The organism is Staphylococcus sp. AntiMn-1 (assembly GCF_001663395.1).
Lineage (GTDB): Bacteria > Bacillota > Bacilli > Staphylococcales > Staphylococcaceae > Staphylococcus > Staphylococcus equorum.
The window spans coordinates 20,484-45,947 of sequence record NZ_CP012968.1 but is presented as its reverse complement, the minus strand read 5'-3'; the positions used below and the strand labels follow the sequence as shown (position 1 = coordinate 45,947).

Below are 25,464 nucleotides of genomic sequence, written 5' to 3'. Positions count from 1 at the left end.
ACTACACAACCCCAAGTCTGCGTCATCAGACTTGGGGTTTTTTGTGTAAGGCCACCTATTTGTCCTTCCATTTACTCTCTAACCAAACACGGAATACAACAAGTAAGCTACCTGTTAATAAAGTTGTAATTATTTCTTGCCACCACGCTATCATACTACACCTCCCACAGAAAAAAGTGCCATGTAGGATTTTTGATGGCCTATCCGTATTCTAACACAAAACAGAACATGTGTTCGTATAAATGGCTAAATTTTGAAATTTTCTGTCTAAAACAGTCACAAGACTTTAATTTTAAGCAATTTCAAGATAATATAAGGTTATCATTGAAAAAGTAAAGAGAGGTTGACCAACTATGAATCCTTTAGCTTTAGATTTAAACGAGCAATTATCTAAATCAAATCCAGAAGTTGCAGACATGCTTTCCGACCTAGGAAAATTAATGTATTATCCGAAAGGTATATTATCTCAATCGGCGGAAGCAAAATCCACACAATATAATGCCACGATAGGAATGGCAACATATAAAGATAGTAAGATGTACGCAAATACTTTAAATGACATCTTCGATCATTTAGAACCAGATGAAATCTTCCCTTATGCTCCGCCACAAGGTTTAGAATCTCTTCGTGATTTATGGCAACAAAAAACATTAAAAGAAAACCCAGATTTAGATGCGAAAGACATGACAAGACCAATCCTTACTAATGCTTTAACACATGGCTTATCATTAGTTGGTGACATGTTCGTCGATAGTGGTGATACACTCTTACTCCCAACGCATAATTGGGGCAACTATAAACTCGTTTATAGTACAAGACATAGTGCTGAAATCGAAACGTATGATATTTTTGACGAAGCTGGACATTTTACAACAGAAAATTTAGTTAATACTCTAGAAAATTATAATAAAGAAAAAGTCATTTTAATATTAAATTATCCAAATAATCCAACTGGTTATACACCAACAAAAGATGAAGTTCATACTATCGTCGCTGCAGTAAAATCATTAGCAGAACGTGGTACAAACGTTATCGCTTTAGTTGACGATGCATACTACGGACTCTTTTACGAAGATGTTTATACACAGTCATTATTCACAGCATTAACGAATTTACATTTAGATAACTTATTACCAATTCGTTTAGATGGTGCAACAAAAGAATTCTTTGCATGGGGCTTACGTGTAGGTTTCATCAGTTTTGGTGTCGGAAACGATACAACAAAACAAGTATTAGAAGCTAAAATCAAAGGATTAATTCGAAGTAACATTTCAAGCGGCCCATTACCTTCGCAAAGTGCAGTTAAATACGTGCTCGAAAATCACGAAACTTTTGATAAAGAAATTCAACACAATATCAACACGTTACAAGCTAGATATGAAGTAACGAAATCTGTTGTATATGATGAGAAATACACATCATACTGGCAAGCCTATGATTTTAACTCAGGCTATTTTATGGCGTTACAAGTTAAAGACGTTGACCCTGAACAGTTACGCCAACACTTAATTAATAAATACTCTATTGGTATTATTGCCCTTAATTCAACCGACATTCGCATTGCTTTTAGTTGTGTAGAAAAAGATGACATTCCACATGTATTTGATTCTATCGCTAAAGCTATTGAAGACCTAAAAAATTAAAACAAATAATAAAAAGGATGAAATCGCTTATAAACGGTGATTTCATCCTTTTTATTTATATTAACGTTGCTGTTTCAGTACACGTGCCATTTCTTCAATTTTACCAGCATGTAGTGGTACATGAATTGCATTTAAAATTAACAACTCATCTAACGTACTACAACCAGCAATCGTTTCAGTTAATTCAACTTCTAATTGTTGGTCAGTTAATTTTTTGGCACGTTCAGGTAACGTTTTTAAATTTTCGATAATTTCATCCACACTTGGGATATCTTCGTCGCCCCAATCAGCTGGATTAGAACCATAGCCAAATAAGCGCGTATATTTTTGGATGTCGACTTCATTTTGTTCACTTAAAGATAGCGCAGATTCAAAAATAGTTAACACGTGTCCATATTGCCAATGTAGCGTATTAGGGAAGAGTTCACTTTCATTATCTAATATACTTTCAATGTTCCATTTGTCATAATCTGATATTAAATAATTAATACCTGTATCAATCACATCGTACACTGATTTTTTTGTCATAGTTAATCTCCCTTTCTTAAAAAAGCTTCACATAAATAATAATTATAAGTAGTGAATAATATTTATGCTTACTTTCTCTACCCTCAATAAGTTGTTTTTACTCACTTTATACGTTTTATACTAAAAATATTTAAATACTACTGTTAAATAGTGCTCTATATCGCTTTCAAATTCAATTGTTTTTACTTTAAGATTTAGTGATTAAATATTACTAAAGTACAGCGTATTTTTAATCATCCCATTTTGAGCGTAGGACACAAGAACAAAAATTATTTTGAGGGTATTCTGGCTCAAAATATTTCACCACATCAGATTTAATATTACCAAAAGTTGTTTCAGGTTTATGCTTAAAGCCTTCATAAAAAGCTGTTAATACATCTTTTTTAAAATTACCTCGAGGAAATTTATTTACGATAGCTTTTCTAATTTCATCTGAATATTGGTCCCAATTGTCACTCATAACATCCATACCAACACCGTGATATAATAATGCAACATTATTTTCTTTATGCTCAGCCACACCTATCGTTGTATGTAATGCAATTGAATCCCAAGCAAGTTGTAAATCTTGGTCGTTATAATTGTGTGTATCTAAAAATTGGCGGACTGCATTTGCGCCGTCTACTTCAAACCTCAGATCATCACTACTATATTGGTTCGTTAACCCTAAATCATGGAAGAGCGAACACATATATAAAAGCTCTTTATCATATTTCAAATTATCTTGCATGCCTTTAACTTCACCAAATAAATATACTCTATTCGAATGGTTCCATATTAACTCATTACCGTATTCATGGACTACTTCTTGTGCTTCTTGGATTATTTTACTATCTGGGACAACAATTTCATTGATATCTTTTAACATAATAAATTCCTCCTTTGTTACAATATAGTCTCTATAGATATGTATATCAAACTATAGAACATTCATCATAAAGAAGAAGTCTTCCACTAAGTTAAGTAACTTAATGGAAGACGTCAGTAAAGAATTATTTTAAATTTTTATGTCAAAATTATGTCATTCACAATTACTAAATGCCTTCAAATCAACGTTTGAGGGCTATTTTACATCATCCCTGGCATGCCGCCCATACCTGCTTGTGCATCATTACTGCTTTCTTCAGGAATATGCGCAACAACCGCTTCAGTTGTTAAGAACATTGCTGCTACACTTGCTGCATGTTGTAACGCTGAACGTGTAACTTTAGTTGGATCTACAATACCTGCATCCAACATATTCACCCATTCATTTGTAGCTGCATTGAAACCAACACCTACATCAGCATTTTTAAGTCTTTCAACAATAATCGAACCTTCTAAACCAGCGTTTTCTGCAATTTGACGAACTGGAGATTCTAATGCTTTTAATACAATATTAATGCCTGTTGCAATATCGCCTTCAGCTTCAATTTTAGAAACTTTGTCATAAATATTCATGAATGCTGTACCACCACCGGCTACAATACCTTCTTCAACAGCAGCTCTAGTAGAGTTTAAAGCATCTTCAATGCGTAATTTACGCTCTTTTAATTCTGTTTCACTTGCTGCACCAACTTTTATTACAGCTACGCCTCCAGCTAATTTAGCTAAGCGCTCTTGTAATTTCTCTTTATCAAATTCAGAATCCGTTTCTTCAATTTGAGATTTAATTTGGCTTACACGTGCATCGATATTATTTTGGTCTCCATTACCATCAACCACTGTTGTATTATCTTTAGTGATTTCTGCTTTACTTGAAGTACCTAACATGTCAATTGTTGCATCTTTTAAATCTAAGCCTAAGTCATCAGTAATCACTTGTGCGCCTGTTAAGATAGCTAAATCTTCCAACATTGCTTTACGACGATCTCCGAATCCAGGTGCTTTAACTGCCACTGCAGTAAATGTGCCACGCATACGGTTTAATACGATATTTGTTAGTGCGTCACCTTCTACATCATCTGCTACGATTAGGATAGGTCTGTTAGATTGAACAACTTGTTCTAATAATGGCAGAATATCTTGGAAAGATGAAATCTTTTTATCTGTAATTAAAATATATGGTTTTTCAAGTTCTGCAACCATTTTATCTGAATCAGTTACCATATAAGGGGATTGGTAGCCACGATCAAATTGCATACCTTCAACGACTTCAAGTTCAGTATTAAAACCACTTGATTCTTCTATTGTAATTACACCATCGTTACCTACTTTTTCCATAGCTTCTGAAATATATTTACCAATTTCTTCATCTGCTGCTGAAATTGATCCAACTTGCGCAATTTCATTTTTATTATCAACATTTTGAGAGATTTCTTGTAATGCGTCAATAGCTACGTCTACAGCTTTATCGATACCTTGACGTAAACCTACAGGATTTGCACCACTTGTTACGTTTTTCAAGCCTTCTTGTATCATTGCTTGAGCTAATACTGTAGCTGTAGTTGTTCCATCACCTGCGATTTCATTCGTTTTGTTGGCAACTTCTTGTACTAATTTCGCTCCCATATTTTCATATGGATCTTCTAATTCAATTTCTTTTGCAATTGTAACACCGTCATTTGTGATTAGTGGTGATGTATATTCTTTATCTAATACAACATTACGCCCTTTTGGTCCAATTGTAACTTTCACGGCGTTAGCTAATTTATCTACACCTCTTAACATAGATTGACGTGCGTCTTCGGAAAATTTTAAATCTTTCGCCATATTACTTTACCTCCATGATGTTCGTATTATTTGTATATTTTTTAGTTTTAATTTTGATTATTCTTCTATTACTGCTAATATATCGTCTTCGCTAACGATTAAGTATGTGTCGTCTCCACGCTTAACTTCAGTTCCAGCAAATTGTTGGAAAACAACATTGTCGCCTTCATTCACTTCAGGAGCAACTCGAGAACCATCTTTTAAAATACGTCCTGCACCTACTGCAATTATCGTACCTTCATTTGATTTCTCTTTAGCGCTATCAGTTAAAACGATACCACTTTTAGTTGTTTGCTCTTGTTCTGTTTTTTGAATAATTACTCGGTTACCTAATGGCTTTAACATTGATTGTTCCTCCTTAAAATACTAAAATTTTTAGCACTTAATCATTGTGAGTGCTAATACACTTTCTATAATAATCAAAGTTGGTCAATATTTCAAGTTAAAACCATTACACTAAATTTTGTGTGAAAAGCTATTTTGCGATAAAATAGAATATATTCTAATTTTTGGAGGTTCATTATGTCTCGTTTATGGGTGTCCATTTTGACATTAGTTATTTATGGCCTTGCTCAGTTTGGTCCGATTTTCTTACAAATGGCTGGCTTATTTAACAATTTAAGTGGCAAGGAAATCCTCTTTGCTAATATTTATACACAAGTGATCTTGTTTATTATAGCTGCTTTACTCATCATACTAATAAACTTTTTCATTGCCAATCCTACCCAACTAGAGTTACAACCTAAAGAAAAGAAAAGGTATGTAATACTTTGGGCAATCGTAGGTTATATGATTGTTATGATTTATCAAGTTGTTGCAGGAATGATAAATATGTATGTATTCGGCGCACCTCAATCTAGCCCTAATACGGAAAGATTGATGAAAATAGCACAAGAAATCCCGATGTTTATCATATTAATTTCAGTTGTAGGACCTATTCTAGAAGAGTTCGTATTTAGAAAAGTAATATTTGGTGAGTTATACAACATATTAAAAGGTAATAAAACTTTTAAATTTCTCATTGCCGGAATTGTGAGTTCAATTATCTTTAGTGCTGCACATGCAGACCCATCATTCTTTATCATCTATTTTGGTATGGGCTTTATTTTCTCAGCATTGTATGTATATACAAAACGTATATGGGTACCTATCCTAGTACACATAATGCAAAATGGCTTTGTCGCTATTGTACAAATTTACTTTGGTCCTGAAAAAATAAAAGAACTACAAGAATCTGCATCATTTATATTTAACTTCATGTTTTAATTAAATTTTAAGTTATATAAAATAAATGGAAGAACTCAATGTTTATTACATGAGTCCTTCCATTTTTTATTTGTCTATGAAACGTTATATATCAAAAGCTATTCATTTACTTTTTTGTTTCTGAGATAAACGAAATATCCTACCACTACACCTATAAATATTATCGTTATTGCAGTGATTAAAGCAAATAATGTCCGTTCGAATTTAATATCAATTGTGTCTTTCGATTTCTTATCGTTTGTACGCGTCGATTCTTCATCACTACTTGAATGATATTCATATTTACCAGATGCGGCACTTTTGTTTTCTGGCGTTTTTAAGTCAGGCATAGAACCTATTTCTCCAGTAATCAATGCCAAAACTTGCTTATCTAAATTTTTATAGTAATCTCTTGATTTTAATGGGTTAAAATATTGAAATTTAAAATAATTTGTTCCCTTTTGTAACTCATTTAAAAACGCATTATCTGAAAAACTTTGACGTCTTATAATAGAAGTAATATCTTTGTCAGATACACTATCAACATTATTATTAAGCTGTTTAACTTGGTTCAAAATAAAAGGATTGTATTTAAAAGAACCTGGAGACATTTGATTAAATCTATTAACTAATCTGCTGTCACCTTGATTTGAATTTTGACTTGTTTTCTCTGTACTCAAATCTCCATAAGTCACAGCATTATTGTTACTGCCTGCTATCTTTTTATTTGATTGCGCATATTGCTTATTTGCATTTTGATTCTCACCATTATATTTGTTTGAAGATGTGTGTTCATTTTGAGAACTTCCCGAGTTTGAATGATTCACTGAACTGTCTGATATATTATTTTTACTACCCTGGTTATGATGGTTTGATCCAGATGGTATGTTGGGGCTCAGTGGTTTATTAGGTTTCGGGGGTCTGTTGTATTGTTATCTCCTCCGCCTTCACTTGGTTGTTCTGGTTTAGGTTTCTCTTCTGAGTCATCACCGCTACCTTGTGGGTTATCGGGGTTTGACGGTTCTGTTGTATTATCTTCGCCACTTTCTCCTGGTTGTTCTGGTTTAGGTTTCTCTTCTGAGTCATCTCCACCACCTTGTGGGTTATCGGGGTTTGACGGTTCTGTTGTATTATCGTCTCCACCTTCACTTGGCTGTTCTGGTTTAGGCTTCTCTTCTGAGTCATTTCCGCCGCCTTGTGGGTTATTTGGGTTTGATGGTTCTGTTGTATTATCATCCTCGTCTTCACTTGGTTGTTCTGGTTTAGGCTTCTCTTCTGAGTCATTTCCGCCGCCTTGTGGGTTATTTGGGTTTGATGGTTCTGTTGTATTATCATCTTCGTCTTCACTTGGTTGTTCTGGTTTAGGTTTCTCTTCTGAGTCATCTCCACCGTCCTGTGGATTATCAGGGTTTGATGGTTCTGTTGTATTATCGTCTTCGTCTTCACTTGGTTGTTCTGGTTTAGGTTTCTCTTCTGAATCGTCGCCATTATCTTCTGGTTTGTCAGAACCTGATGATTGATTATCTTCTTCTGGCTTTTCAGGCTCAGTAGTAGTGTCTGAATCACTATTGTCCAAATCACTGCCATTTGGTTGTTCCGATGATGGTTTCTCTTCAGTTCCGTTGTCACTGTCTCCTGTATTGTTTGAATCCGATGATTGATTGTCTTCATCTGACTTAACTGGGTTAGTAGTAGTGTCTGGCTCACTATCGTTAGAGTTACTATCATTTGATTGTTCGGATGATGAAATCGTTATAGCATCACTACTGGTTTTATTATCAGTTTGGTCAGAATTTGAAGATACTTCATTCTCACTTGAATTATTTACTAGCTGAGTGCTATTTTGCACATTTTTATCTATATCTGATATATTGATACGCTTATGGTCTAAATCAGCATTCTTCATAGTCGTATTCTTATTGTATTCATTTAGATCTTTCTCTGCCCCTTGTGTTGGCTTAGAAATTAATGTAGCACTTAGTGCAATTGCAAAGCTAGATACAATAAACTTATGTGAAATATAATTTTTCATAATCTCACCTCCAAATAATTTTTCTTATATTCCCTATTAGTATATTAGAAATCGTCCTATTTTTCATTAAAATTAGGCTTTTGAAAGAAGAAATTAATCTATTTGAAATTTATTGTAAAAAGCTATTTACAAATCAAGGTATAATTATTATACTAGATATATAAAATAAATTGATATGAAGGAGTTTTCCGAATGGGATTTTTTAGTAAAAAAGAAGATACACTAGATGTATTTCAAAGTGCAGTAGAATCAAGACGTACAATATATAGTTTAGAACAAGAAATTTCAATATCTGATAAAGAGGTAGAAGGTATCATCGAACATGCAATTAAACATGTTCCATCTTCATTTAATGCTCAATCAACTCGTATTGTATTGTTATTAAACGATAACCATAATAAATTTTGGGATATAACAAAAGAAGAATTAAAAAAATCAATGGGTCCTGATCATGAATTCCAAGCAACTTCAGACAAAATTGATAACTTCAAACATTCATATGGTACAATCCTATACTTTGAAGATCAAGACGTTGTCGAAGGTTTACAAAATCAAATGCCTAACTATGCTGAGAACTTTGCAATTTGGTCAAACCAAACAAATGCAATGCACCAATTTGCAATTTGGACTGCATTAGGTACTAAAGGTATTGGCGCATCATTACAACATTATAATCCACTTGTAGACGTAGCAGTAACTGAAGCGTTCGATATTCCTACTACTTGGAATCTTGTAGCTCAAATGCCTTTTGGTAACGTGCGTGATGAAGCTGGAGAAAAAGAATTTCATGATGTAAGCAAACGCTTCTTAGTAAGAAAATAGTTTGTTTAATTTTTTTAACATTAACAATAATACAAGCGCTTAGGGATAAACCCTTTCCAATTTATAAAACCAATTCATTTAAAATGAACTGGTTTTTTTATTTGAATATTTCTATTTTGAGTGTCCACGCGTCTCACGTGGTATTTTGTAATTTCATTGCCCCCTTCCAATTTTGAATTTTCTGAATATATCTAGTATATTTATGCTAACAACAATTTAAGGGGCGATCGAGATGAATATAGAAATCTTTCAATTTAAAGTGGAACCAGCGAATGTTGCATTAAATGAAGAAACAATTACGAATTGGTTTGCCGAGTATGTCACAGCAAAGACAGATATCGTAGTTTTACCGGAAATGTGGAACAACGGTTATGCCCTACCGCAACTAAAAGAACTTGCTGATAATCAATTATCAAGAAGTTTTGAGTTTATATCAAAATTAGCAATCCAATATAAAGTTGATGTAATTGCAGGTTCTGTTTCAAATAGTATGAAAGATAACATCTACAATACTGCTTTTGCCGTTTCAAAAAATGGTTATTTAATAAACAGTTATGACAAGGTACATCTTGTGCCGATGTTAGATGAACCTTCATTTTTAACACCCGGTAATGCAGTTCCAGAACCCTTCACTCTATCAGATGGCGCTAAAGTTGCACATATTACTTGTTACGATTTACGCTTTCCTGAATTACTTCGCTATCCAGCGCGTAAAGATGCACAAATCGCTTTTTATGTTGCACAATGGCCCGCGGTAAGATTGAATCATTGGACTGCCCTCTTAAAAGCACGTGCCATCGAAAATGATATATTTGTAGTTGGTTGTAATGCTTGTGGAGATGATGGTAAGACTGAATATGCAGGTCATTCTATCGTAATTAACCCTAATGGTGAAGTTATAGCAGAATTAGAAGAAAAACCAGATCATTTAACTTGTGACATTGATTTAGATGAAGTAACGAATCAACGCAATACTATTCCAGTATTCAAAAATTTAAGACCACATCTATATAAATAATTTCATAATAAAAACCGTGAGCTTGGGAGGGGCTCACGGTTTTTGTAACTTATTATTAAGGGAATGTTTTTACAGTTATTTCTCTATCTATTTTTGGGGATGTTATTAATTATGAAAAAAATTAGTGAATTTACCGATTTTAATGATAAATTGAATGATGTTTACGATAGCTTACATGTTAATATTTTAAATTGTCTCTGTTATAGACAATGTTAAAATGATATTAGATTCGAGACTGGGAAGGTTCTGCAAATCTAAATTGGGAATGCTTAAGTTAATAAGCGCGTTGTGTACTCAGTAAGTACTATTTTACGAAATCACTAATTGCTGCTGAGATATCTTTTGTCACTACATCAGCCTCCTCTTGTTTGTATTAAAATTGAAAAACGATAACTAATTTTTGTAACTATAACAACTATACGAAGAAAGTACAGTTACAATATCAGCGTGTCAATTAAGCTCCTGCTCAAAAGCTTAATTAACTTCATCATTCAAATCAAAATTCAAACAAAAATTGATTAAATGATTTGTAAAATGCTATCACTTCTTTGTGATACAAGTACATTTAACCATGATTTTGAGGTTATTCGTTAAAAAATCCCTAACTCGTCATATTTCATTCCTAAATGTTTACTTTTTTATGTTAAAATTAAAGAGATAAAGATTAGCAACAGTTAGGAACACAAAATATACAGTTACGCAATAAGACGCATAAAACTTAATTAAAATTGTATAATACGACTGAGGAGAGAAGCCCAATGTTAAAGTCTATAGATAGCAAAATTGACCGTTTTGCTAAATATCTACAACAACGTAACAACTTAGAACATATTGATTATTTAAAGATGCGTTTAGGTATGCAAGTATTTGTAGGCAATGTAACCAAAACAATAATAACTTATGGCGTTTCGATCCTTTGCCATCTCTTTTTTTACACACTAACTGTCCATTTATCGTACTTTTTAATTAGGCAATATGCACACGGTGCACATGCAAAATCTTCTTTTGCATGTCATGTGCAGAATTTATCTTTATTTGTTTTATTACCTTGGTTAATCGGGTATATGGGAGTGTCTTCACTAATTATGTATCCATTAGCAATAATTGGTTTCATTATATTAATGATATACGCACCTGCTGCTACGAAAAAGCAGCCTATACCACAACGATTAGTAAAAGGTAAGAAATTAAAGACAGTCATTGTAACTTTATTATTAGTAGTAATATCAATGTTTTTCAGTGAGCCTTATCAACAATTAGTACTTTTAGGCATTATTTTGATTGCTATCGCTCAACTACCTATATTTTTCCCTAAGGAGGATGTTTAATTATGCATATCTTTGAATCTATTTTTAGTATAATCGCGAAGTTTTTCACAGTACTAGGTGCAGTAGCCGGGGCAAGACCTTGTTATGGATATTTTGATGAGACAGAAGTACCTAAAGAAATTACAGAATTATACGAATAATTGTCTTAGAAAGTGTGTAGAGTATGGCTATTTTAAACACAATCATGTTATCAATATTTCAAGCAGTTTTGCTTTTCATAATCATTAAAATTTTAACAAATGTAACTTATACTTTGAGGGATTATATTACCATTATTGGGATTATAATCCCTTCAACCATTTTATTCTTTTATTTTGATACAAAATCGATGTTATTTTTATTGTTAGCAAGTGTTGTCTTTATGTATTTTAAAAATCGCTTCATGGGTGTCGTATCTGTACTCGTTAGCTTTTTCATCCTGTATATGGCCAACTTCCTTTCAATTTGGTTAGCAACATCATTGCAAGATTTAATTTCAGAGAATTATATATTTAACTTTATATACTATATAATTTTCGTTGCTATAATTATGGTTTTTTCAATACTTGGAAGATTTCTCTTTAAACTATTAACCACTTCCGGTTTATCATTAAATAAAATCTATTTAATTATTGTTTGTGTTTTTCTATTAACAGTATTGTTATTAATTTATTTTTATTTACCTGATCGTGTTCTTTCTTTTGGAGATATAAAGTTTTTAGTGGTTATGTATGCCGTATTAATCATAACGACTGCTGTACTTATTGTTACGATTTCTTTCAGTATCATTCGTCAGATTCAATACAAGCGTAATATGCGTGAAATCGAGAATTACTATAAGTATACTTTACAAATAGAAAAAATTAATCATGAAATGCGTAAATTTAGACATGACTACGTCAACATATTATCAACGATGTCGGATTTTATTAGAGAAAATGATATGGAAGGTTTAGATCAATATTTCCATGAAGAAATTTTGCCTATGCAAGACAGTATGCAAATGAATGCCATTAAAATTAATGGTATTGAAAACCTAAAAGTTCGTGAAATCAAAGGATTATTAACAACAAAAATATTACAAGCTCAAGAAAAGAATATTAGAATTAGCATAGAAGTTCCTGAAACAATCGAAAAAATAGAAATGCCTATTATTAATTTGAGTAGGGTTATTGGCATTTTACTTGATAATGCGATCGAAGCTTCTGAAAAAATAGTGGATGACCCGCTTATTCGAATTGCTTTTATCAAAAATGAAGATGATTCAGTGATGTTTATAGTTATGAATAAATGTGATACTGATATGCCTCGAGTACATACCCTGTTCCAAGAGAATTTCTCTACAAAAGGTAAAAATCGTGGGCTTGGGCTTTCAACATTAAAAGAGTTGACTGATACGACTTCTAATGTTTTATTAGATACAACAATTGATAATAACTATTTTATTCAAAAAGTAGAAATATTAAATACTGATTCATAAGGGTGTGAAAATATGAAGATATTCATATGTGAAGATGATGAAAGACAACGTGAGAATATGATTTCGATTATCAACAACTACATCATGATTGAAGAGAAACCGATGGAAATTGAAGTTGCAACTGCCGATCCTTATGAAGTTTTAGAACGTTCTAAAGATTTAAGTGATATAGGGTGTTACTTTTTAGATATACAATTGGAAGCCGACATTAACGGTATCAAGCTTGCTAGTGAAATTCGCAAGCACGATCCTGTAGGTAATATCATTTTTGTTACAAGTCATAGCGAGCTTACATATCTTACTTTTGTTTATAAAGTAGCAGCGATGGACTTTATTTTTAAAGATGATCCAGATGAATTAAAATCTAGAATCATTGATTGTTTAGAAACTTCAGAATCTAGGTTAAAATTACTTTCTAAAGAAAGCACTGTTGAAACAATTGAATTAAAACGTGGAAGTAATTCAGTATATGTTCAATATGATGATGTTATGTTTTTTGAGTCCTCTACTAAATCTCATCGATTGATTGCGCACTTAGACAATAGACAAATTGAATTCTATGGTAACCTTAAAGAACTTAACCAACTTGATGATAGATTCTTTAGATGTCATAACAGTTTCGTTGTTAACAGACATAATATTGAATCTATTGATTCAAAATCTCGCATTGTTTATTTCAAAAACCAAGAACATTGCTTTGCTTCAGTAAGAAATGTAAAAAAAATATAATATAAAAAAGACTTAGCAAATTATGCTAAGTCTTTTTTCACTGTTTATTTAATGCTTTATTTACTTCACTTAAATTCGGAATACTCTCTATAGCGCCGTATTTTGTAGTAACCATTGCTGCTACATAATTACTAAATTCTAAAATACTTTGACCTTCATTTTTTAACAATTGATTTATATCATTTGTATTTGAGGTTACGATTCTACTAATCAACGCTCCAATAAAAGCATCTCCGGCACCTGTCGTATCAATCGGCTGTACTTTAAACCCTTGGTGCCTAATGACTGTACCGTCCTTCAAATATATCATAGCTCCGCCAGCACCTTTAGTATAAATAACCGCTTCTACATCACCTTGAAATAACCATTGAATTGCTTGTACTTCGTCACTCTGACCTGTAACAAAAGTCAATTCTTCATCAGAAATTTTAACAATATTTGCTAGTGGTATAAATGATTGTATTGCCTCTTTACACGCGTCCTCACTATCCCATAATGGCAAGCGAACATTGGGATCAAATACAACTGTTCCCCCTGCTACTTTAACTTTATCAATCAATGCTTTGTGTGCATACTTCATAGGACTTTCTACTAAATCCACCGAACAAAAATGTAGCACATCGTTTTCCATTACATCAATTCCTGCTACCGCTTCAGTTTGGTAAAGCATATCAGCAGAAGGTTTACGATAAAAGGAAAAGTCTCTTTCACCGTCTTTAGTTAAGCTTACAAAAGCTAATGCAGTATTAGCCTCATCCGTACGTTTTAAATACTGTGTACCGACATCTAAGTTTTCTAACGTTTCAACTATTAAATCACCAAATGCATCATTTCCTAATTGAGTAATCATCTCAGCTTTGCCACCTAGTTTAGTCGTCGTACATGCTACATTACAAGGTGCGCCTCCCACTTGGCGCGAAAAGCCTTCAACATCTTTCAATTTAGAGTCCGTCGTATTAGGTATAAAATCGATTAACGCTTCACCTATAGCAAGTAGTCGTTTCATACTTCCTCATCCTTTAAATCATATTTTGTGAATTTTAAATATACTTGTCCAGATTCTGTTGATGTTTTAATGCCTGTAGCTTCATCGTCTGTAAAAATTCTAGAAGTCATGACACGTTCACCATCGTTGCAGAATATTTCGACACTCGATGTATCGATAAATAATTGTAACTGTGTTAAAGGTGTATCCAGATAGGTTGTTCTTGTTGTACTGTCGACTGGGTCTGGTAACAAACCACTTTCACTACGATCTAACGTTAACTTTTGTTCTTTCTTATTATAAGTAATCAGTGTTGTTTGTGTTTTAGACGTACGCACTTCAAAATATACTTCAGTTGAATCGTTTTCTAAAATATCGATAATCAATTCATATTGTCTTCCTTCATATGGATACAATTGTCTCGTGAATTTATTCGCATATCCTAGTGCTGTTTCTTTATTTGTTCTTAATTGTTCAAGGGATTTTACAGGTCGTTGTTTTAAATTACCTGCTTCAATCGATAGTACACGTGGAATAGTTAGACAGTGTGCCCATCCATCAACATCAGATGGATAATTAATTTCCGGCAATCCCATCCAGCCAATTAATACTCGCTGTCCATGTTCATCTATAAACGTTTGTGGCGCATAAAAATCAAAGCCGTGGTCAAGTTCAAAAAAGTCGCCATGATTCATTGTTAAATTATCAATGTCGTATTGTCCCATAATATAACCTGATTGATAGATATTCTTAAATCGTTCACCTTCTTCATCAATACCTTGTGGACAAAATAACAACATATCATATCCATCCAAGTTAAAGTAATCCGGACATTCCCACATATAACCAAATGAATCTAGATTCGTATGAACTTCACCTTGAAATTCCCAATTCACAATATCTGTTGAACGATATTGAATCACTCTACCTTGACCTTGTTCATTTTGAGCTCCAATGACAGCATAATAGACACCATCTTTTGAAAATACTTTAGGGTCTCTGAAGTGCTGTGTATATCCAAATGGCGGTTCAGCAATGACCGCTTTAGGAAACTTTTCAACTTCACCTTCTGCATTTATTTTTGCAATATGTTGCGTAGAAATTCTATTCCAATCTTCATCGCGATGATTTGCCGTATACATATAATACATATGGTTATTATATTCAAATGCACTACCACTATAAACACCATGACTATCATCTTTAGTATCTGGCTTTAATGATGTTCCCACATCTTCAAAATGTACTAAATCCTTACTTGTATATGTATACCAATATTTCAAGCCATGGACTGGTCCTAACGGAAACCATTGATGTGATATATAATACGTCCCGTCATAGTATATCAATCCGTTAGGATCGTTTAATAATCCTGTTTTAGGTTGTAAATGAAACGTTTGTCTATACTTAGACTCATTAACTTTAGCTGATAAATCATCTAATGTTTGCTGATCAACGTCTTCATATTTTTGATAACGTTCATCTCTTGTCCACTCAGCCATTACTATTTTCCTCCTACTATCCAATATTCAAACTTTATTCTACATTTTGGTACCGGTTCCATTACGCTTTATTATATAATATCATGCTTCAGTTAATTTTTAAATGAAAGACCCACATCAATAGAGATACGTTGCTCTATAGGTTGATGTTGAATGAGTTGATTGAGTTTGCTCATTGCTACTTCACCAGCATATTCAAAATGATAATTAACTGTATGAATTGAAGGCGAGACAATTTCTGTAACTGGATCACCACCAAAACCAACGATAAATTTGTCACCATTTTGTGTAGTATCTTCTGAGGTGATTTTATGTACAGCTAATGCGATAGAATCTGTTGCTCCTACAACTGCGTCATAATTAGGTTGAGTTTGCAATTCTTTTGATACATCAATCATTGCCTCATTGTAATTAAATGAGGTTTGCGAAATATGTGGTTTGACATTATATTTCGCTAAGCCACTGATTAAGCCTTTTTTTCTATGTATACCTACAGCAACATCGGTTTCTGTAACTCCAAAGAATTGAATGTTTTTAAAACCTTTTAATCCGAGTCCTTCGCCTACCATATAACCTGCATGAAAATCATTATGGATAATACAGTGCAAGTCCTTATGTTCTTGACCGACGATAATAACAGGGACATCAATTTTATTAATCACTTCAATATGTCTATCTGTAATTTCTGTAGCCATTAATATAATTCCATCGACTTTACTTCTATAAAATGTTTCTAATGCATCAATTTCCAGTTCTGTATCGATATTTGTATAATTAAGCAATAATCTATAGTTCAAATCATCACAAACTGTCTTCACGCCTTTGATTGTTTCATCTACTGCGTAAGAGTTCATTCTAGGTATAATCGCACCTATCATATTGGTTCTATGCGCTCGCAGACTTTGGGCAAACTGATTTGGTTGGTAATCATTTTCTTGAATGATTTTATCCAACTTTTGCTTAGTTTTTAAACTTACCGAGCCATTATTAAGATATCTTGAAACTGTACTCTTTGATACGCCAGCAATTTTTGCAATATCAGATATATTTTTCATATTCTCTCACTCTCATCAATAAGCTATTCTCAATATGATTAATTCTATCATATTGCAATCGCTTTAAATACTATTTAAAATAAAAACCAACCTGATACCTTAGGTGTTTAAACCTAATAATAGCAAGTTGGTTGGTCTTTCACTTATTCAGCTTTTTGAATTGTAATCGTCCAAGAAGCATCATCTAATTGTTCATAGTTTGTTATCGGATATCCTTTTTCAGCTGCCCAATTAGGTAGTGCCTCTGTTGCCTGAGTACAGTCAAAGTCTATTTTCAATTCTTCACCGTTATTCATTGTATCCATTTTTTTTTGTGCTTCTATTAATGGAAATGGGCAAACCATTCCTACCGTTCCTAATTCATGTACCATAATTAAATTCCTCCCTAATATAATTAAGTCGTTTGTGTTTGTGTTGAAATCGTATTTTCACTAGTTTGTTGGCGTTGCGCTTTTTTCATTGGTTTTATAAATATAAAGTAACTCATAAACCAAGCTCCTAAAATCATAGACGCAAGTGCAATCCAACCTTTCCATGACATCGTTGCAGTTTCTACTAAACCGTTACCTATTGAACAACCGCCAGCTACAGAAGCGCCAAATCCCATACATACGCCACCGATAACACTATTACGTATTGTCTTTTTATCAGGCATTCTCCATTTGAATTCTTTAGCACCTTTCGCAGCAATATAAGAACCAACGAATATACCTAGAACAAGGAATACACCCCAGTCTATCAATTTCAAGTCACCAGTTACAAAAAACTGAACTATATTTGCAGATGGTGTTGTAATACCAAGTCCATACATTCTTCCTGTTGATTCACTTACAGGCCACGCGATTAAAGCAATTAGCCCAACAGCAATTGCTGCAACAAATGGGTGATATTTTTTCTCGAATAAATAATGTCTTATACCTGTATATTTTTGCTTTAATTTTGGTATAGCAAATTTAGGTTTTGGTTTACGTAACGTTTTTACAACAAGAAGAATCGTGATGATTGTAAGTAACGCGACCCAAACCCATGTTGGTATACCTGTCGTTTGTGCCATACTTGAATTTACATTTGTCGGTTTGTTCACACCATTCATTAATGGTAACAGCAAACCAAACTTTGTTGCCGCTGCAGTGAAACCATAGGCAATAAGTGCCATCCAGCTACCTATTAAACCTTCTCCAGCTCTATACCACGTACCTGTAGCACAACCTCCAGATAAAATAATACCAATACCAAATATAAATGAACCTATTACAGTTCCAATAATTGGATACGTAGATTCTGGAATTTCTACTAAGCCTGTTGATGTTAAAATTAATAACCCAATACTTTGTACGGAAATTGCAATTAACAATGCATAAAACATTTTATTGCTTTTTTGAACGTACATATCTCTAAATCCACCAGCTAAACAAAATCGCGTTCTTTGCATAACAAAGCCTAAAAGCGCACCAACGATTAGTCCACTGATTACTAACCACGTCATATTATTACCTCTTTCCCGATAAAATCAATATGATTTATCATATTAAACTTTTCATTAAATATCAAGCCTATTTGCTTATATTTTATAAAGTGTTAATTGTGAAAATAACTGTAGTTGTTAGTAATCGTATAACTAAATACAAAAACTAGCTTTTTTAAACACTCACCACTTAACGTGTATCTCGTGTAAATAAAAAAGCTAGCCTATTTTCATACGCTTTATTTGTTACTATAATTTTTCATAAAGAATAGTAAAGATTGTAATTCAATACCCAAGTCAATATGATGTACTTGAACATCCGATGGTGTCAGAACACGACTTGGTGTAAAGTTCAAAATACCTTTTACACCTGTTTTTACTAAAGTATCAGCAACGTGCTGCGCTACTTCTTCAGGTGTAGTTAAAATCACTACATCAATATGTTCTTGTGCTAATATATCCGTAATTTTATCAAACGGACTGACTGTTACTTTCCCTATTTGCGTCCCTATAATTTCATCTCGTATATCAAAAGCTTCCGTTATTGTCATCTCATCATGTATTGAGAAGTTGTATGTTATTAATGCTTTCCCTAAATTCCCAACACCTACAATTGCAATTTTTATCTCGTCATTTTCACTTATCTCATTTTTAAAAAAATGTAATAAGCTATCTATATTATAGCCATAGCCTTTCTTGCCTAATTCACCAAAATATGAAAAATCACGACGAATCGTTGCAGAATCAATGTTCAAACCCTCACTTATAGTTTTTGAATTAACTCTATCTATGCCTTTAGATTTCAAAGTATTGACGAATCTATAATACAACGGTAAACGTTTCAATGTGGCACGAGGAATCTTTTCGCTTTGATTAGCCAAGACCATGTCCCCCTATTTCATTATCTATTGCTGATTTATCTTATAATCACTACAACATTATACATTATTGAATAATAAAAATAAACAATGATAGTTTTAACCACGCGTTGAATACTGTAGAATGATAATGAATAGAGAGGTGCAAATCGGATGATATTATTACAACTCAATGACTTAACTAAATCATTCGACGGAGAAGATATTTTTAATAATGTAGATTTTGAAGTTAAAACTGGTGAACGTATTGGTATCGTTGGACGTAATGGTGCCGGAAAATCTACTTTAATGAAAATCATTGCTGGCGTCGAGACATATGATAGCGGTCAAGTTTCAAAAAGCAAAAATCTCAAGCTTGGTTATCTAACACAACAAATGACTTTAAATACGAATCAAACTGTTTTTGATGAAATGTCGAAACCATTTGAAAGTATGAAAAAATTAGAATTAGAAATGAAATTTGAGACGGACTGGTTAGCGCAACATGCTGATGAATATGATACTGAGTCATATAAGACACACATCGATCGCTATGAGTCTTTATCTAATCAATTTGAACAACAAGAAGGTTATCAATATGAAAGTAAGATTAAAACTGTACTACACGGTTTGAATTTTAGTGAAGCGGATTTTAATCGTCCTATTAATGATTTTAGTGGCGGTCAAAAGACTAGGTTATCTTTAGCCCAAATGTTACTTAGCGAACCTGATTTACTATTACTTGATGAACCTACAAACCATTTAGATATGGAAACAACGCAATGGTTGGAAAGTTATCTTAATTATTTCAAAGGCGCTATCGTCATTATCAGTCACGATAGATATTTCTTAGATAAAATTGTCAATCAAATTTATGACGTTGCGCTCGGCGATGTACAACATTACGTAGGTAACTATGGACAATTTATAGAGCAAAGAGATAAATATTATGAAAAACGTATGCAAGAATATGAAAGTCAACAAGCTGAAATTAAAAAACTTGAAACATTTGTAGAGAAAAACATCGCTCGTGCTTCAACTACGGGCATGGCAAAAAGCCGAAGGAAAATGTTGAAAAAAATGGAAAGAGTTAACAAACCTATGATTGATGCTAAAAGCGCCAATATCCAATTCGATTTTGATAGAAATACTGGAAACGATGTATTTCATATTAAAAATCTAGAAATTGGATATGAGGAAGCCATAACAAAAGGCATTAATATCGAAGCCACGAAGGGAGACCATATTGCAATCATTGGTCCTAATGGTATTGGGAAGTCTACTTTAATCAAAACAGTCGCCGGTCTCCAACAAAAGATTAGTGGAGAAATTACTACAGGTGCAAATTTAAAAGTTGGTTATTACGATCAAAAACAAGCTGAATTTAAATCAAACAAAACAATCCTTGATTATTTATGGGACCAATATCCAACAATGAATGAAAAAGATATTCGAGCTGTCTTAGGTCGTTTCTTATTTGTACAAGATGATGTCAAAAAAATCATCAATGACTTGTCTGGTGGAGAAAAAGCGCGTCTTCAACTTGCTCTACTGATGCTAGAGCGTAACAATGTACTTATTTTAGATGAACCAACTAACCATCTAGACATAGACTCTAAAGAGATGCTTGAACAAGCATTGTCAGATTTTAAAGGCACAATTTTATTTGTGTCACATGATCGCTATTTTATAAACGAACTTGCAAATAAAGTTTATGATTTGGACACTACTGGTGGAACAATGTATTTAGGTGATTATCAGTATTACATTGAAAAATTAGAAGAAAAAGCAGCGATTCAAGCGAAAAAAGAATTGGATAACCCTACAAAAACAGAAGTAAGTGCATCACAAAATCATAATTACGTTGACCAAAAACAACAAAAACGAGAGCAACGACAAGTTGAACGTAAAATAGAACAATGTGAAACAAATATTGAAATATATGAACAAGAAATAAATAATATAAACGAACAACTCACACAGCCTGATGTGTATTCTAATCCAGAAAAGGCAAATGATTTAGCAATTGAAAAAGAAATAGCCGAACAAAAATTAGAACAAGTTATGGATGAATGGGCAGAATTACAAGAATTGTTAATATAATCGCTATAAGTGCAATTGAGCTAAAGTAAAATTTTCTACTTTAGCTCTTTTTTTATGCTCATTCTATTCACAATACCATTACTGTTACAATAGCTATCCACAGAGTTATCCTAGTTGTCCACAAGTAATATGTAACTATTATCGTTTTCAATTTTCAGATATTAACCTATATCCACACATATAACCACCACTTATCCACAAGTTATGCACTATTTGTTGATAAGTACGCACGTTCCCTATTGACATTCTGTATAAACTATAATGTTCAACTGATTTCATTTTTTACCTATGTAATCATGTCAAAGTTGTTACGCATTATGCAATTTCCAGAACAAATCTATAAACGTGCAAAATCTTTCATCTCAAAAACCAATTAATCAAAAAGCTAAGGCTGGGACATAATTACATGTCTCAGCCTTAGCTTTTTATAATTTATTCTGCATTGATCATCCAAGTCACACCAAATGGATCATTAAACATACCATATAGTTCAGACCACTCTGTCTTATCTAATGGCATCGTAGCTTCACATCCACCTTCTATTGCTTTATTAAAAAAAGCTTTTGCTTGCTGTTTGTCCGCTTCATTTGAGTAATCAAAAGTGAAAGCCACAATCGCACCACTATTATCAATTTTTTTATTTTTCATTGTATCACTACAATAGAATGTTTCACCTAAAATTTTAAATGATGCATTCATAGTAAAATTCTTATCAATATCATATTCCTCTGGCATATCTGCAAACATTTCATGATCACCGCCAACACGCTGTATGTCAGTGGCCCCTAGGTGTTTCTCATAAAAATTCAACGCTGCTAAACTATTTTGAAAGTTAAAATATTGAACTGATTTCATTAAAATATCCTCCTTTAAAAATGATATTTGTAAATAACCTTAGATTCTATCGTCATTAGATAATGATTCACTAAATTACCTATACCCTTATTTCTCAAATATAAATTAAAAAACACCAACCGATTGTCAAAATGAACTGAGCCCATCCAAGTAGACACTTAAAAAGTAAAAACTTAAAAGAGAGCATATCATCATTCAATCGTTGGTGTTATTATTTTTAGAAAATATATTTAGCCTTATGTTGTTCATAGATTCATCTTTTTAAATATTAACTAATATTTAACTGAAAATTGTTCAATATCCATACTATTAAAGCCATTTAATGTCATATCAGCAGTTACGCCAGCCTGATATAAATAATGTCCAGCTGAACCAATCATGGCAGCATTATCTGTGCAAAGACTAGGGCTCGGTATACAAAGTGTAATGTTATGGGCTTCACAAGCTTCTGCTAAATTTGCTCGCAAACCTTTATTACTTGCCACGCCACCTGCAACAATCAGTTGTTTAACATCATAATGCTCACAAGCTGAAATAGCTTTGCCGACTAAAACTTCTACAACGCTATTTTGAAAACTTGTTGCTACGTCTGCTTTGTTAATTTCTTCATCTTTTTGTTTTAAATTATGCAATTTATTAATTACTGCACTTTTCAAACCACTAAAGCTAAAGTCATAGCTATCTTTTTCAAGCCATACTCTAGGAAATTGATAATTATCTTTTCCTTCTGCTGCTAGACGATCTACTTGTGGGCCGCCCGGATAACTTAATCCAATTGTTCTCGCTACTTTATCATAAGCCTCACCGACAGCGTCATCTCTTGTCTCTCCTATAACTTCAAAACTCAAGTGGTCTTTCATATATACTAATTCTGTATGTCCACCTGAGACTATTAATGCCATTAAAGGAAACTGTAAGGGTGTTTCTAAATGGTTCGCATATATATGACCAGCAATATGATGAACAGGTATCAAAGGTTTATCGTAAGCAAATGCTAAGGCTTTTGCCGCATTAATGCCCACTAATAATGCACCAATCAATCCTGGTCCTTGAGTTACAGCAACTGCATCTATATCATGCATTGTTACATTTGCTTTAACTAACGATTCATCAATCGTTGTTGTTATTCCTTCAACATGATGTCTACTTGCTACTTCTGGTACTACGCCACCAAAACGTTTATGACTCTCAATTTGACTCAATACGATATTACTGAGTATTTCTGTACCATTTTTAATAATACTTACACTTGTTTCATCACAACTCGATTCAATTGCTAATACTAATGTTGCTTCACTCATTAAAATTCACCCACATAACTAATGCATCCTCGCCTTCACCATAATAATTTTTTCGCTTACCACCATATTTAAAACCTAAATTTGTATAAACGTGTTGTGCTATATCATTATCTACACGCACTTCTAAACTCATCATTTCACATTTTTCTCGGACAAAATTCATTACATATTTTAATAAAAGTTGGCCTAAACCGTAACCCCTATATTCATTATCAATAGCGACGGTTGTAATTTGTGCTTGATCAATTACTATCCATAAGCCAATATAACCAATTATCTTCTCATTAAATTCAATAATAAAATAATTTGCAAATTCATTTTGCTCTACCTCGTGATAAAATGCATCAATCGACCAACTACTGTCATTAAAACTATTTCTTTCTATATCAAATACCTGTGGCACATCTTTTGTGTTCATTAAACGTATATTTAACTCTTGTTCTGTTGGTTTAACCAATTTCTCTCAGCCTCTGATATTTTAATATAGTTTGGTGTGAATTGATGTATATTTTCTGCTGTTTCAATAAGTGGTTTCATGTTTTTAGCTAGTGGCACATTCGCAACACAGGTACTATCTAATAATTCTTCTAAATTCTCAGTATCTGTCCCTACAAACACATAGGATTGTCCAGTCTTGTGCAATAAATCCAATAATTCTTCAATAGGTAGATACTGGTCTTGTTCAACTTGAACTAATTGATTCTCTTCATATTGGTATACACCTGTATAAACCGCTTCTCTTCTTGCATCAAACACAGGTACAATTAATCTCGTGTCTTCTTTAATCGTTGCGGCAAGTGCCTTGAGTGATGACACACCATACAACTCAGCATTTAAAGCGTATGCTAAAGTTTTTGCAACTGTTACACCTATTCTTAAACCAGTATATGAACCTGGTCCCTGTGCAACTACAATGACATCGATATTTTCTTTCAATACTTTACTTTCAGCAATAACTTGTTCGATTGCTGGCATTAACTGTACTGAATGATTTACTTTTTCATTTGAATTCAATTCACTTAACACCTTATCGTCTTGCATTAAAGCAACTGACAATGGCTGATTTGACGTATCAATCAACAGATAGTTCACGTTCAACCTCCTCCTTTATTTTTGCATAATGTACACCTTGTGCTTCTAATTCTATATTTCTTTCCGATTCATTTAATGTCGTTATATTAATAGATAAAGAAGACGGTGGTAAAAACTCAGAAATAAATTGACTCCATTCAATTAAAATAACTGCTTCATCTTCAAAATATTCATTAAAGCCTAAATCCTCTTCAGAGTCTTCTAATCTATAACAATCCATATGATGTAATCTCAAATTTGATCCTTGATATGATTTTATAATATTGAAGGTTGGTGAATTAATATTTCTTTTTACACCTAACGCTTTTCCAATAAATTGACTTAATGTTGTTTTCCCAGCACCTAGATCACCATTAAGCAATACAAGGTCGCCAGCTGATAAATACTTCGCTAACGTTGTAGCAAAAACCGCCATTCCATCTAAATCCTTTATCTTAATCATATTCCCCTCCTTTAAAGAACTACTTTCTTGCTTGCAAGATTAGTAGTTCTTATGCATGAGCTTTAGCTCAGGCGTTCCTTTTTTAATTCCCCAAATTATTGGGATGAGTTGCTCTTATGCATGAGCTTTAGCTCAGGCGTTCCTTTAACACTTCTCTTGTACTCCATTATAAAAACTCAGTTCTTTCTATAGTAACTATTCGCAATTTTTGTTTGAGTTAATCACAATACATTACTTCAATTTATCTGCTCTATATAAATAACTCTTATAGTTTAACAAATTTTTGCCTATTTTACTTCATAGTAAAACAAG

The 25,464-nt window shown here is 33.0% G+C and carries 27 protein-coding genes; 9 read left to right on the top strand and 18 right to left on the bottom strand.

The genetic code is table 11. From position 1 onward, the window contains the following. Nucleotides 1-55: 55 nt before the first annotated feature. Nucleotides 56-151, bottom strand: coding sequence for a Trp-rich small protein (locus AOB58_RS13710; RefSeq protein ID WP_230456587.1), 96 nt, complete (start codon nucleotides 149-151; stop codon nucleotides 56-58). Nucleotides 152-353: 202 nt separating this feature from the next. On the opposite strand from AOB58_RS13710, the gene AOB58_RS00215 reads away from it, so the two are divergent. Then, a complete protein-coding gene (locus AOB58_RS00215; protein ID WP_021339977.1) occupies nucleotides 354-1,643 on the top strand; it encodes an aminotransferase class I/II-fold pyridoxal phosphate-dependent enzyme in 1,290 nt (429 codons plus the stop codon). A gap of 60 nt (nucleotides 1,644-1,703) precedes the next feature. Here AOB58_RS00215 and AOB58_RS00210 read toward each other — a convergent pair whose 3' ends face one another. From AOB58_RS00210 to groES, 4 genes are all read right to left on the bottom strand, one after another. Continuing rightward, nucleotides 1,704-2,171, bottom strand: coding sequence for a bacillithiol transferase BstA (locus tag AOB58_RS00210; RefSeq protein ID WP_002507150.1), 468 nt, complete (start codon nucleotides 2,169-2,171; stop codon nucleotides 1,704-1,706). Nucleotides 2,172-2,400: 229 nt separating this feature from the next. Continuing rightward, a complete protein-coding gene (locus AOB58_RS00205) occupies nucleotides 2,401-3,039 on the bottom strand; it encodes an HD domain-containing protein (protein WP_002507149.1) in 639 nt (212 codons plus the stop codon). 200 nt (nucleotides 3,040-3,239) lie between these two features. Then, entirely contained in the window at nucleotides 3,240-4,862 is a 1,623-nt protein-coding gene (gene groL, locus AOB58_RS00200) for a chaperonin GroEL (RefSeq protein WP_002507148.1), read from the bottom strand. Nucleotides 4,863-4,919: 57 nt separating this feature from the next. Then, entirely contained in the window at nucleotides 4,920-5,207 is a 288-nt protein-coding gene (gene groES / locus AOB58_RS00195) for a co-chaperone GroES (RefSeq protein ID WP_002507147.1), read from the bottom strand. A gap of 177 nt (nucleotides 5,208-5,384) precedes the next feature. Here groES and mroQ point away from each other — a divergent pair, with 177 nt between their 5' ends. Beyond that, on the top strand, nucleotides 5,385-6,128 hold the full coding sequence (mroQ, locus tag AOB58_RS00190; protein WP_021339976.1) for an intramembrane glutamic endopeptidase MroQ: 744 nt from the start codon (nucleotides 5,385-5,387) through the stop codon (nucleotides 6,126-6,128). 98 nt (nucleotides 6,129-6,226) lie between these two features. On the opposite strand, the gene AOB58_RS13705 is transcribed toward mroQ, so the two are convergent. Both AOB58_RS13705 and AOB58_RS13700 read right to left on the bottom strand, forming a co-directional pair. Next, on the bottom strand, nucleotides 6,227-6,934 hold the full coding sequence (locus AOB58_RS13705; protein WP_233667193.1) for an SdrH family protein: 708 nt from the start codon (nucleotides 6,932-6,934) through the stop codon (nucleotides 6,227-6,229). Between the two features lie 68 nt (nucleotides 6,935-7,002). Further along, the gene (locus AOB58_RS13700; protein WP_237283161.1) at nucleotides 7,003-8,139 is read right to left on the bottom strand and encodes a midas domain-containing protein; all 1,137 of its coding nucleotides are present in this window, start codon (nucleotides 8,137-8,139) and stop codon (nucleotides 7,003-7,005) included. Between the two features lie 192 nt (nucleotides 8,140-8,331). Here AOB58_RS13700 and AOB58_RS00180 point away from each other — a divergent pair, with 192 nt between their 5' ends. From AOB58_RS00180 to agrA, 6 genes are all read left to right on the top strand, one after another. After that, a complete protein-coding gene (locus AOB58_RS00180; protein WP_064782801.1) occupies nucleotides 8,332-8,961 on the top strand; it encodes a nitroreductase family protein in 630 nt (209 codons plus the stop codon). A 232-nt stretch (nucleotides 8,962-9,193) separates the two neighbouring features. Next, complete coding sequence (locus AOB58_RS00175) at nucleotides 9,194-9,979, top strand: carbon-nitrogen family hydrolase (RefSeq protein ID WP_021339973.1); 786 nt, start codon at nucleotides 9,194-9,196, stop codon at nucleotides 9,977-9,979. A 758-nt stretch (nucleotides 9,980-10,737) separates the two neighbouring features. Beyond that, nucleotides 10,738-11,307, top strand: coding sequence for an accessory gene regulator AgrB (locus AOB58_RS00170; protein ID WP_021339971.1), 570 nt, complete (start codon nucleotides 10,738-10,740; stop codon nucleotides 11,305-11,307). A 2-nt stretch (nucleotides 11,308-11,309) separates the two neighbouring features. Next, nucleotides 11,310-11,447: a cyclic lactone autoinducer peptide AgrD gene (agrD, locus tag AOB58_RS00165; protein WP_021339970.1), complete on the top strand. Its 138-nt coding sequence runs from the start codon at nucleotides 11,310-11,312 to the stop codon at nucleotides 11,445-11,447. 23 nt (nucleotides 11,448-11,470) lie between these two features. Continuing rightward, nucleotides 11,471-12,766, top strand: a complete 1,296-nt coding sequence (gene agrC / locus AOB58_RS00160; RefSeq protein WP_021339969.1) for a quorum-sensing sensor histidine kinase AgrC — start codon at nucleotides 11,471-11,473, stop codon at nucleotides 12,764-12,766. A gap of 12 nt (nucleotides 12,767-12,778) precedes the next feature. Continuing rightward, complete coding sequence (gene agrA / locus AOB58_RS00155; RefSeq protein WP_002507139.1) at nucleotides 12,779-13,495, top strand: quorum-sensing response regulator AgrA; 717 nt, start codon at nucleotides 12,779-12,781, stop codon at nucleotides 13,493-13,495. A gap of 37 nt (nucleotides 13,496-13,532) precedes the next feature. Here the strand turns inward: agrA and AOB58_RS00150 are convergent, their stop codons facing one another. From AOB58_RS00150 to AOB58_RS00125, 6 genes are all read right to left on the bottom strand, one after another. After that, the gene (locus AOB58_RS00150) at nucleotides 13,533-14,501 is read right to left on the bottom strand and encodes a carbohydrate kinase family protein (RefSeq protein WP_021339968.1); all 969 of its coding nucleotides are present in this window, start codon (nucleotides 14,499-14,501) and stop codon (nucleotides 13,533-13,535) included. After that, the gene (locus AOB58_RS00145) at nucleotides 14,498-15,982 is read right to left on the bottom strand and encodes a sucrose-6-phosphate hydrolase (protein WP_021339967.1); all 1,485 of its coding nucleotides are present in this window, start codon (nucleotides 15,980-15,982) and stop codon (nucleotides 14,498-14,500) included. The genes AOB58_RS00150 and AOB58_RS00145 overlap by 4 nt, the downstream gene beginning before the upstream one ends. A gap of 92 nt (nucleotides 15,983-16,074) precedes the next feature. Beyond that, complete coding sequence (locus tag AOB58_RS00140; protein WP_021339966.1) at nucleotides 16,075-17,037, bottom strand: LacI family DNA-binding transcriptional regulator; 963 nt, start codon at nucleotides 17,035-17,037, stop codon at nucleotides 16,075-16,077. A 143-nt stretch (nucleotides 17,038-17,180) separates the two neighbouring features. Then, entirely contained in the window at nucleotides 17,181-17,408 is a 228-nt protein-coding gene (locus tag AOB58_RS00135; RefSeq protein ID WP_002507135.1) for a sulfurtransferase TusA family protein, read from the bottom strand. A 23-nt stretch (nucleotides 17,409-17,431) separates the two neighbouring features. Next, nucleotides 17,432-18,523, bottom strand: a complete 1,092-nt coding sequence (locus AOB58_RS00130; protein ID WP_002507134.1) for a YeeE/YedE family protein — start codon at nucleotides 18,521-18,523, stop codon at nucleotides 17,432-17,434. A gap of 218 nt (nucleotides 18,524-18,741) precedes the next feature. After that, the gene (locus AOB58_RS00125) at nucleotides 18,742-19,389 is read right to left on the bottom strand and encodes a redox-sensing transcriptional repressor Rex (RefSeq protein ID WP_162492973.1); all 648 of its coding nucleotides are present in this window, start codon (nucleotides 19,387-19,389) and stop codon (nucleotides 18,742-18,744) included. A gap of 144 nt (nucleotides 19,390-19,533) precedes the next feature. Between AOB58_RS00125 and AOB58_RS00120 the strand changes: the two genes are divergently transcribed. Next, complete coding sequence (locus tag AOB58_RS00120; protein ID WP_064782799.1) at nucleotides 19,534-21,462, top strand: ABC-F family ATP-binding cassette domain-containing protein; 1,929 nt, start codon at nucleotides 19,534-19,536, stop codon at nucleotides 21,460-21,462. Nucleotides 21,463-21,894: 432 nt separating this feature from the next. On the opposite strand, the gene AOB58_RS00115 is transcribed toward AOB58_RS00120, so the two are convergent. From AOB58_RS00115 to tsaE, 5 genes are all read right to left on the bottom strand, one after another. Beyond that, entirely contained in the window at nucleotides 21,895-22,317 is a 423-nt protein-coding gene (locus AOB58_RS00115; protein WP_021339963.1) for a VOC family protein, read from the bottom strand. 272 nt (nucleotides 22,318-22,589) lie between these two features. Further along, nucleotides 22,590-23,618, bottom strand: coding sequence for a tRNA (adenosine(37)-N6)-threonylcarbamoyltransferase complex transferase subunit TsaD (gene tsaD / locus AOB58_RS00110; RefSeq protein ID WP_021339962.1), 1,029 nt, complete (start codon nucleotides 23,616-23,618; stop codon nucleotides 22,590-22,592). Beyond that, nucleotides 23,611-24,075 (bottom strand): ribosomal protein S18-alanine N-acetyltransferase, encoded by a 465-nt coding sequence (rimI, locus tag AOB58_RS00105; RefSeq protein ID WP_002507128.1) that lies wholly within the window; start codon nucleotides 24,073-24,075, stop codon nucleotides 23,611-23,613. Before rimI ends, tsaD begins: the two co-directional genes overlap by 8 nt. After that, nucleotides 24,048-24,710: a tRNA (adenosine(37)-N6)-threonylcarbamoyltransferase complex dimerization subunit type 1 TsaB gene (tsaB, locus tag AOB58_RS00100; protein WP_021339961.1), complete on the bottom strand. Its 663-nt coding sequence runs from the start codon at nucleotides 24,708-24,710 to the stop codon at nucleotides 24,048-24,050. Before tsaB ends, rimI begins: the two co-directional genes overlap by 28 nt. After that, nucleotides 24,691-25,152, bottom strand: a complete 462-nt coding sequence (gene tsaE / locus AOB58_RS00095; RefSeq protein WP_021339960.1) for a tRNA (adenosine(37)-N6)-threonylcarbamoyltransferase complex ATPase subunit type 1 TsaE — start codon at nucleotides 25,150-25,152, stop codon at nucleotides 24,691-24,693. Before tsaE ends, tsaB begins: the two co-directional genes overlap by 20 nt. Between the last annotated feature and the right edge of the window lie 312 nt (nucleotides 25,153-25,464).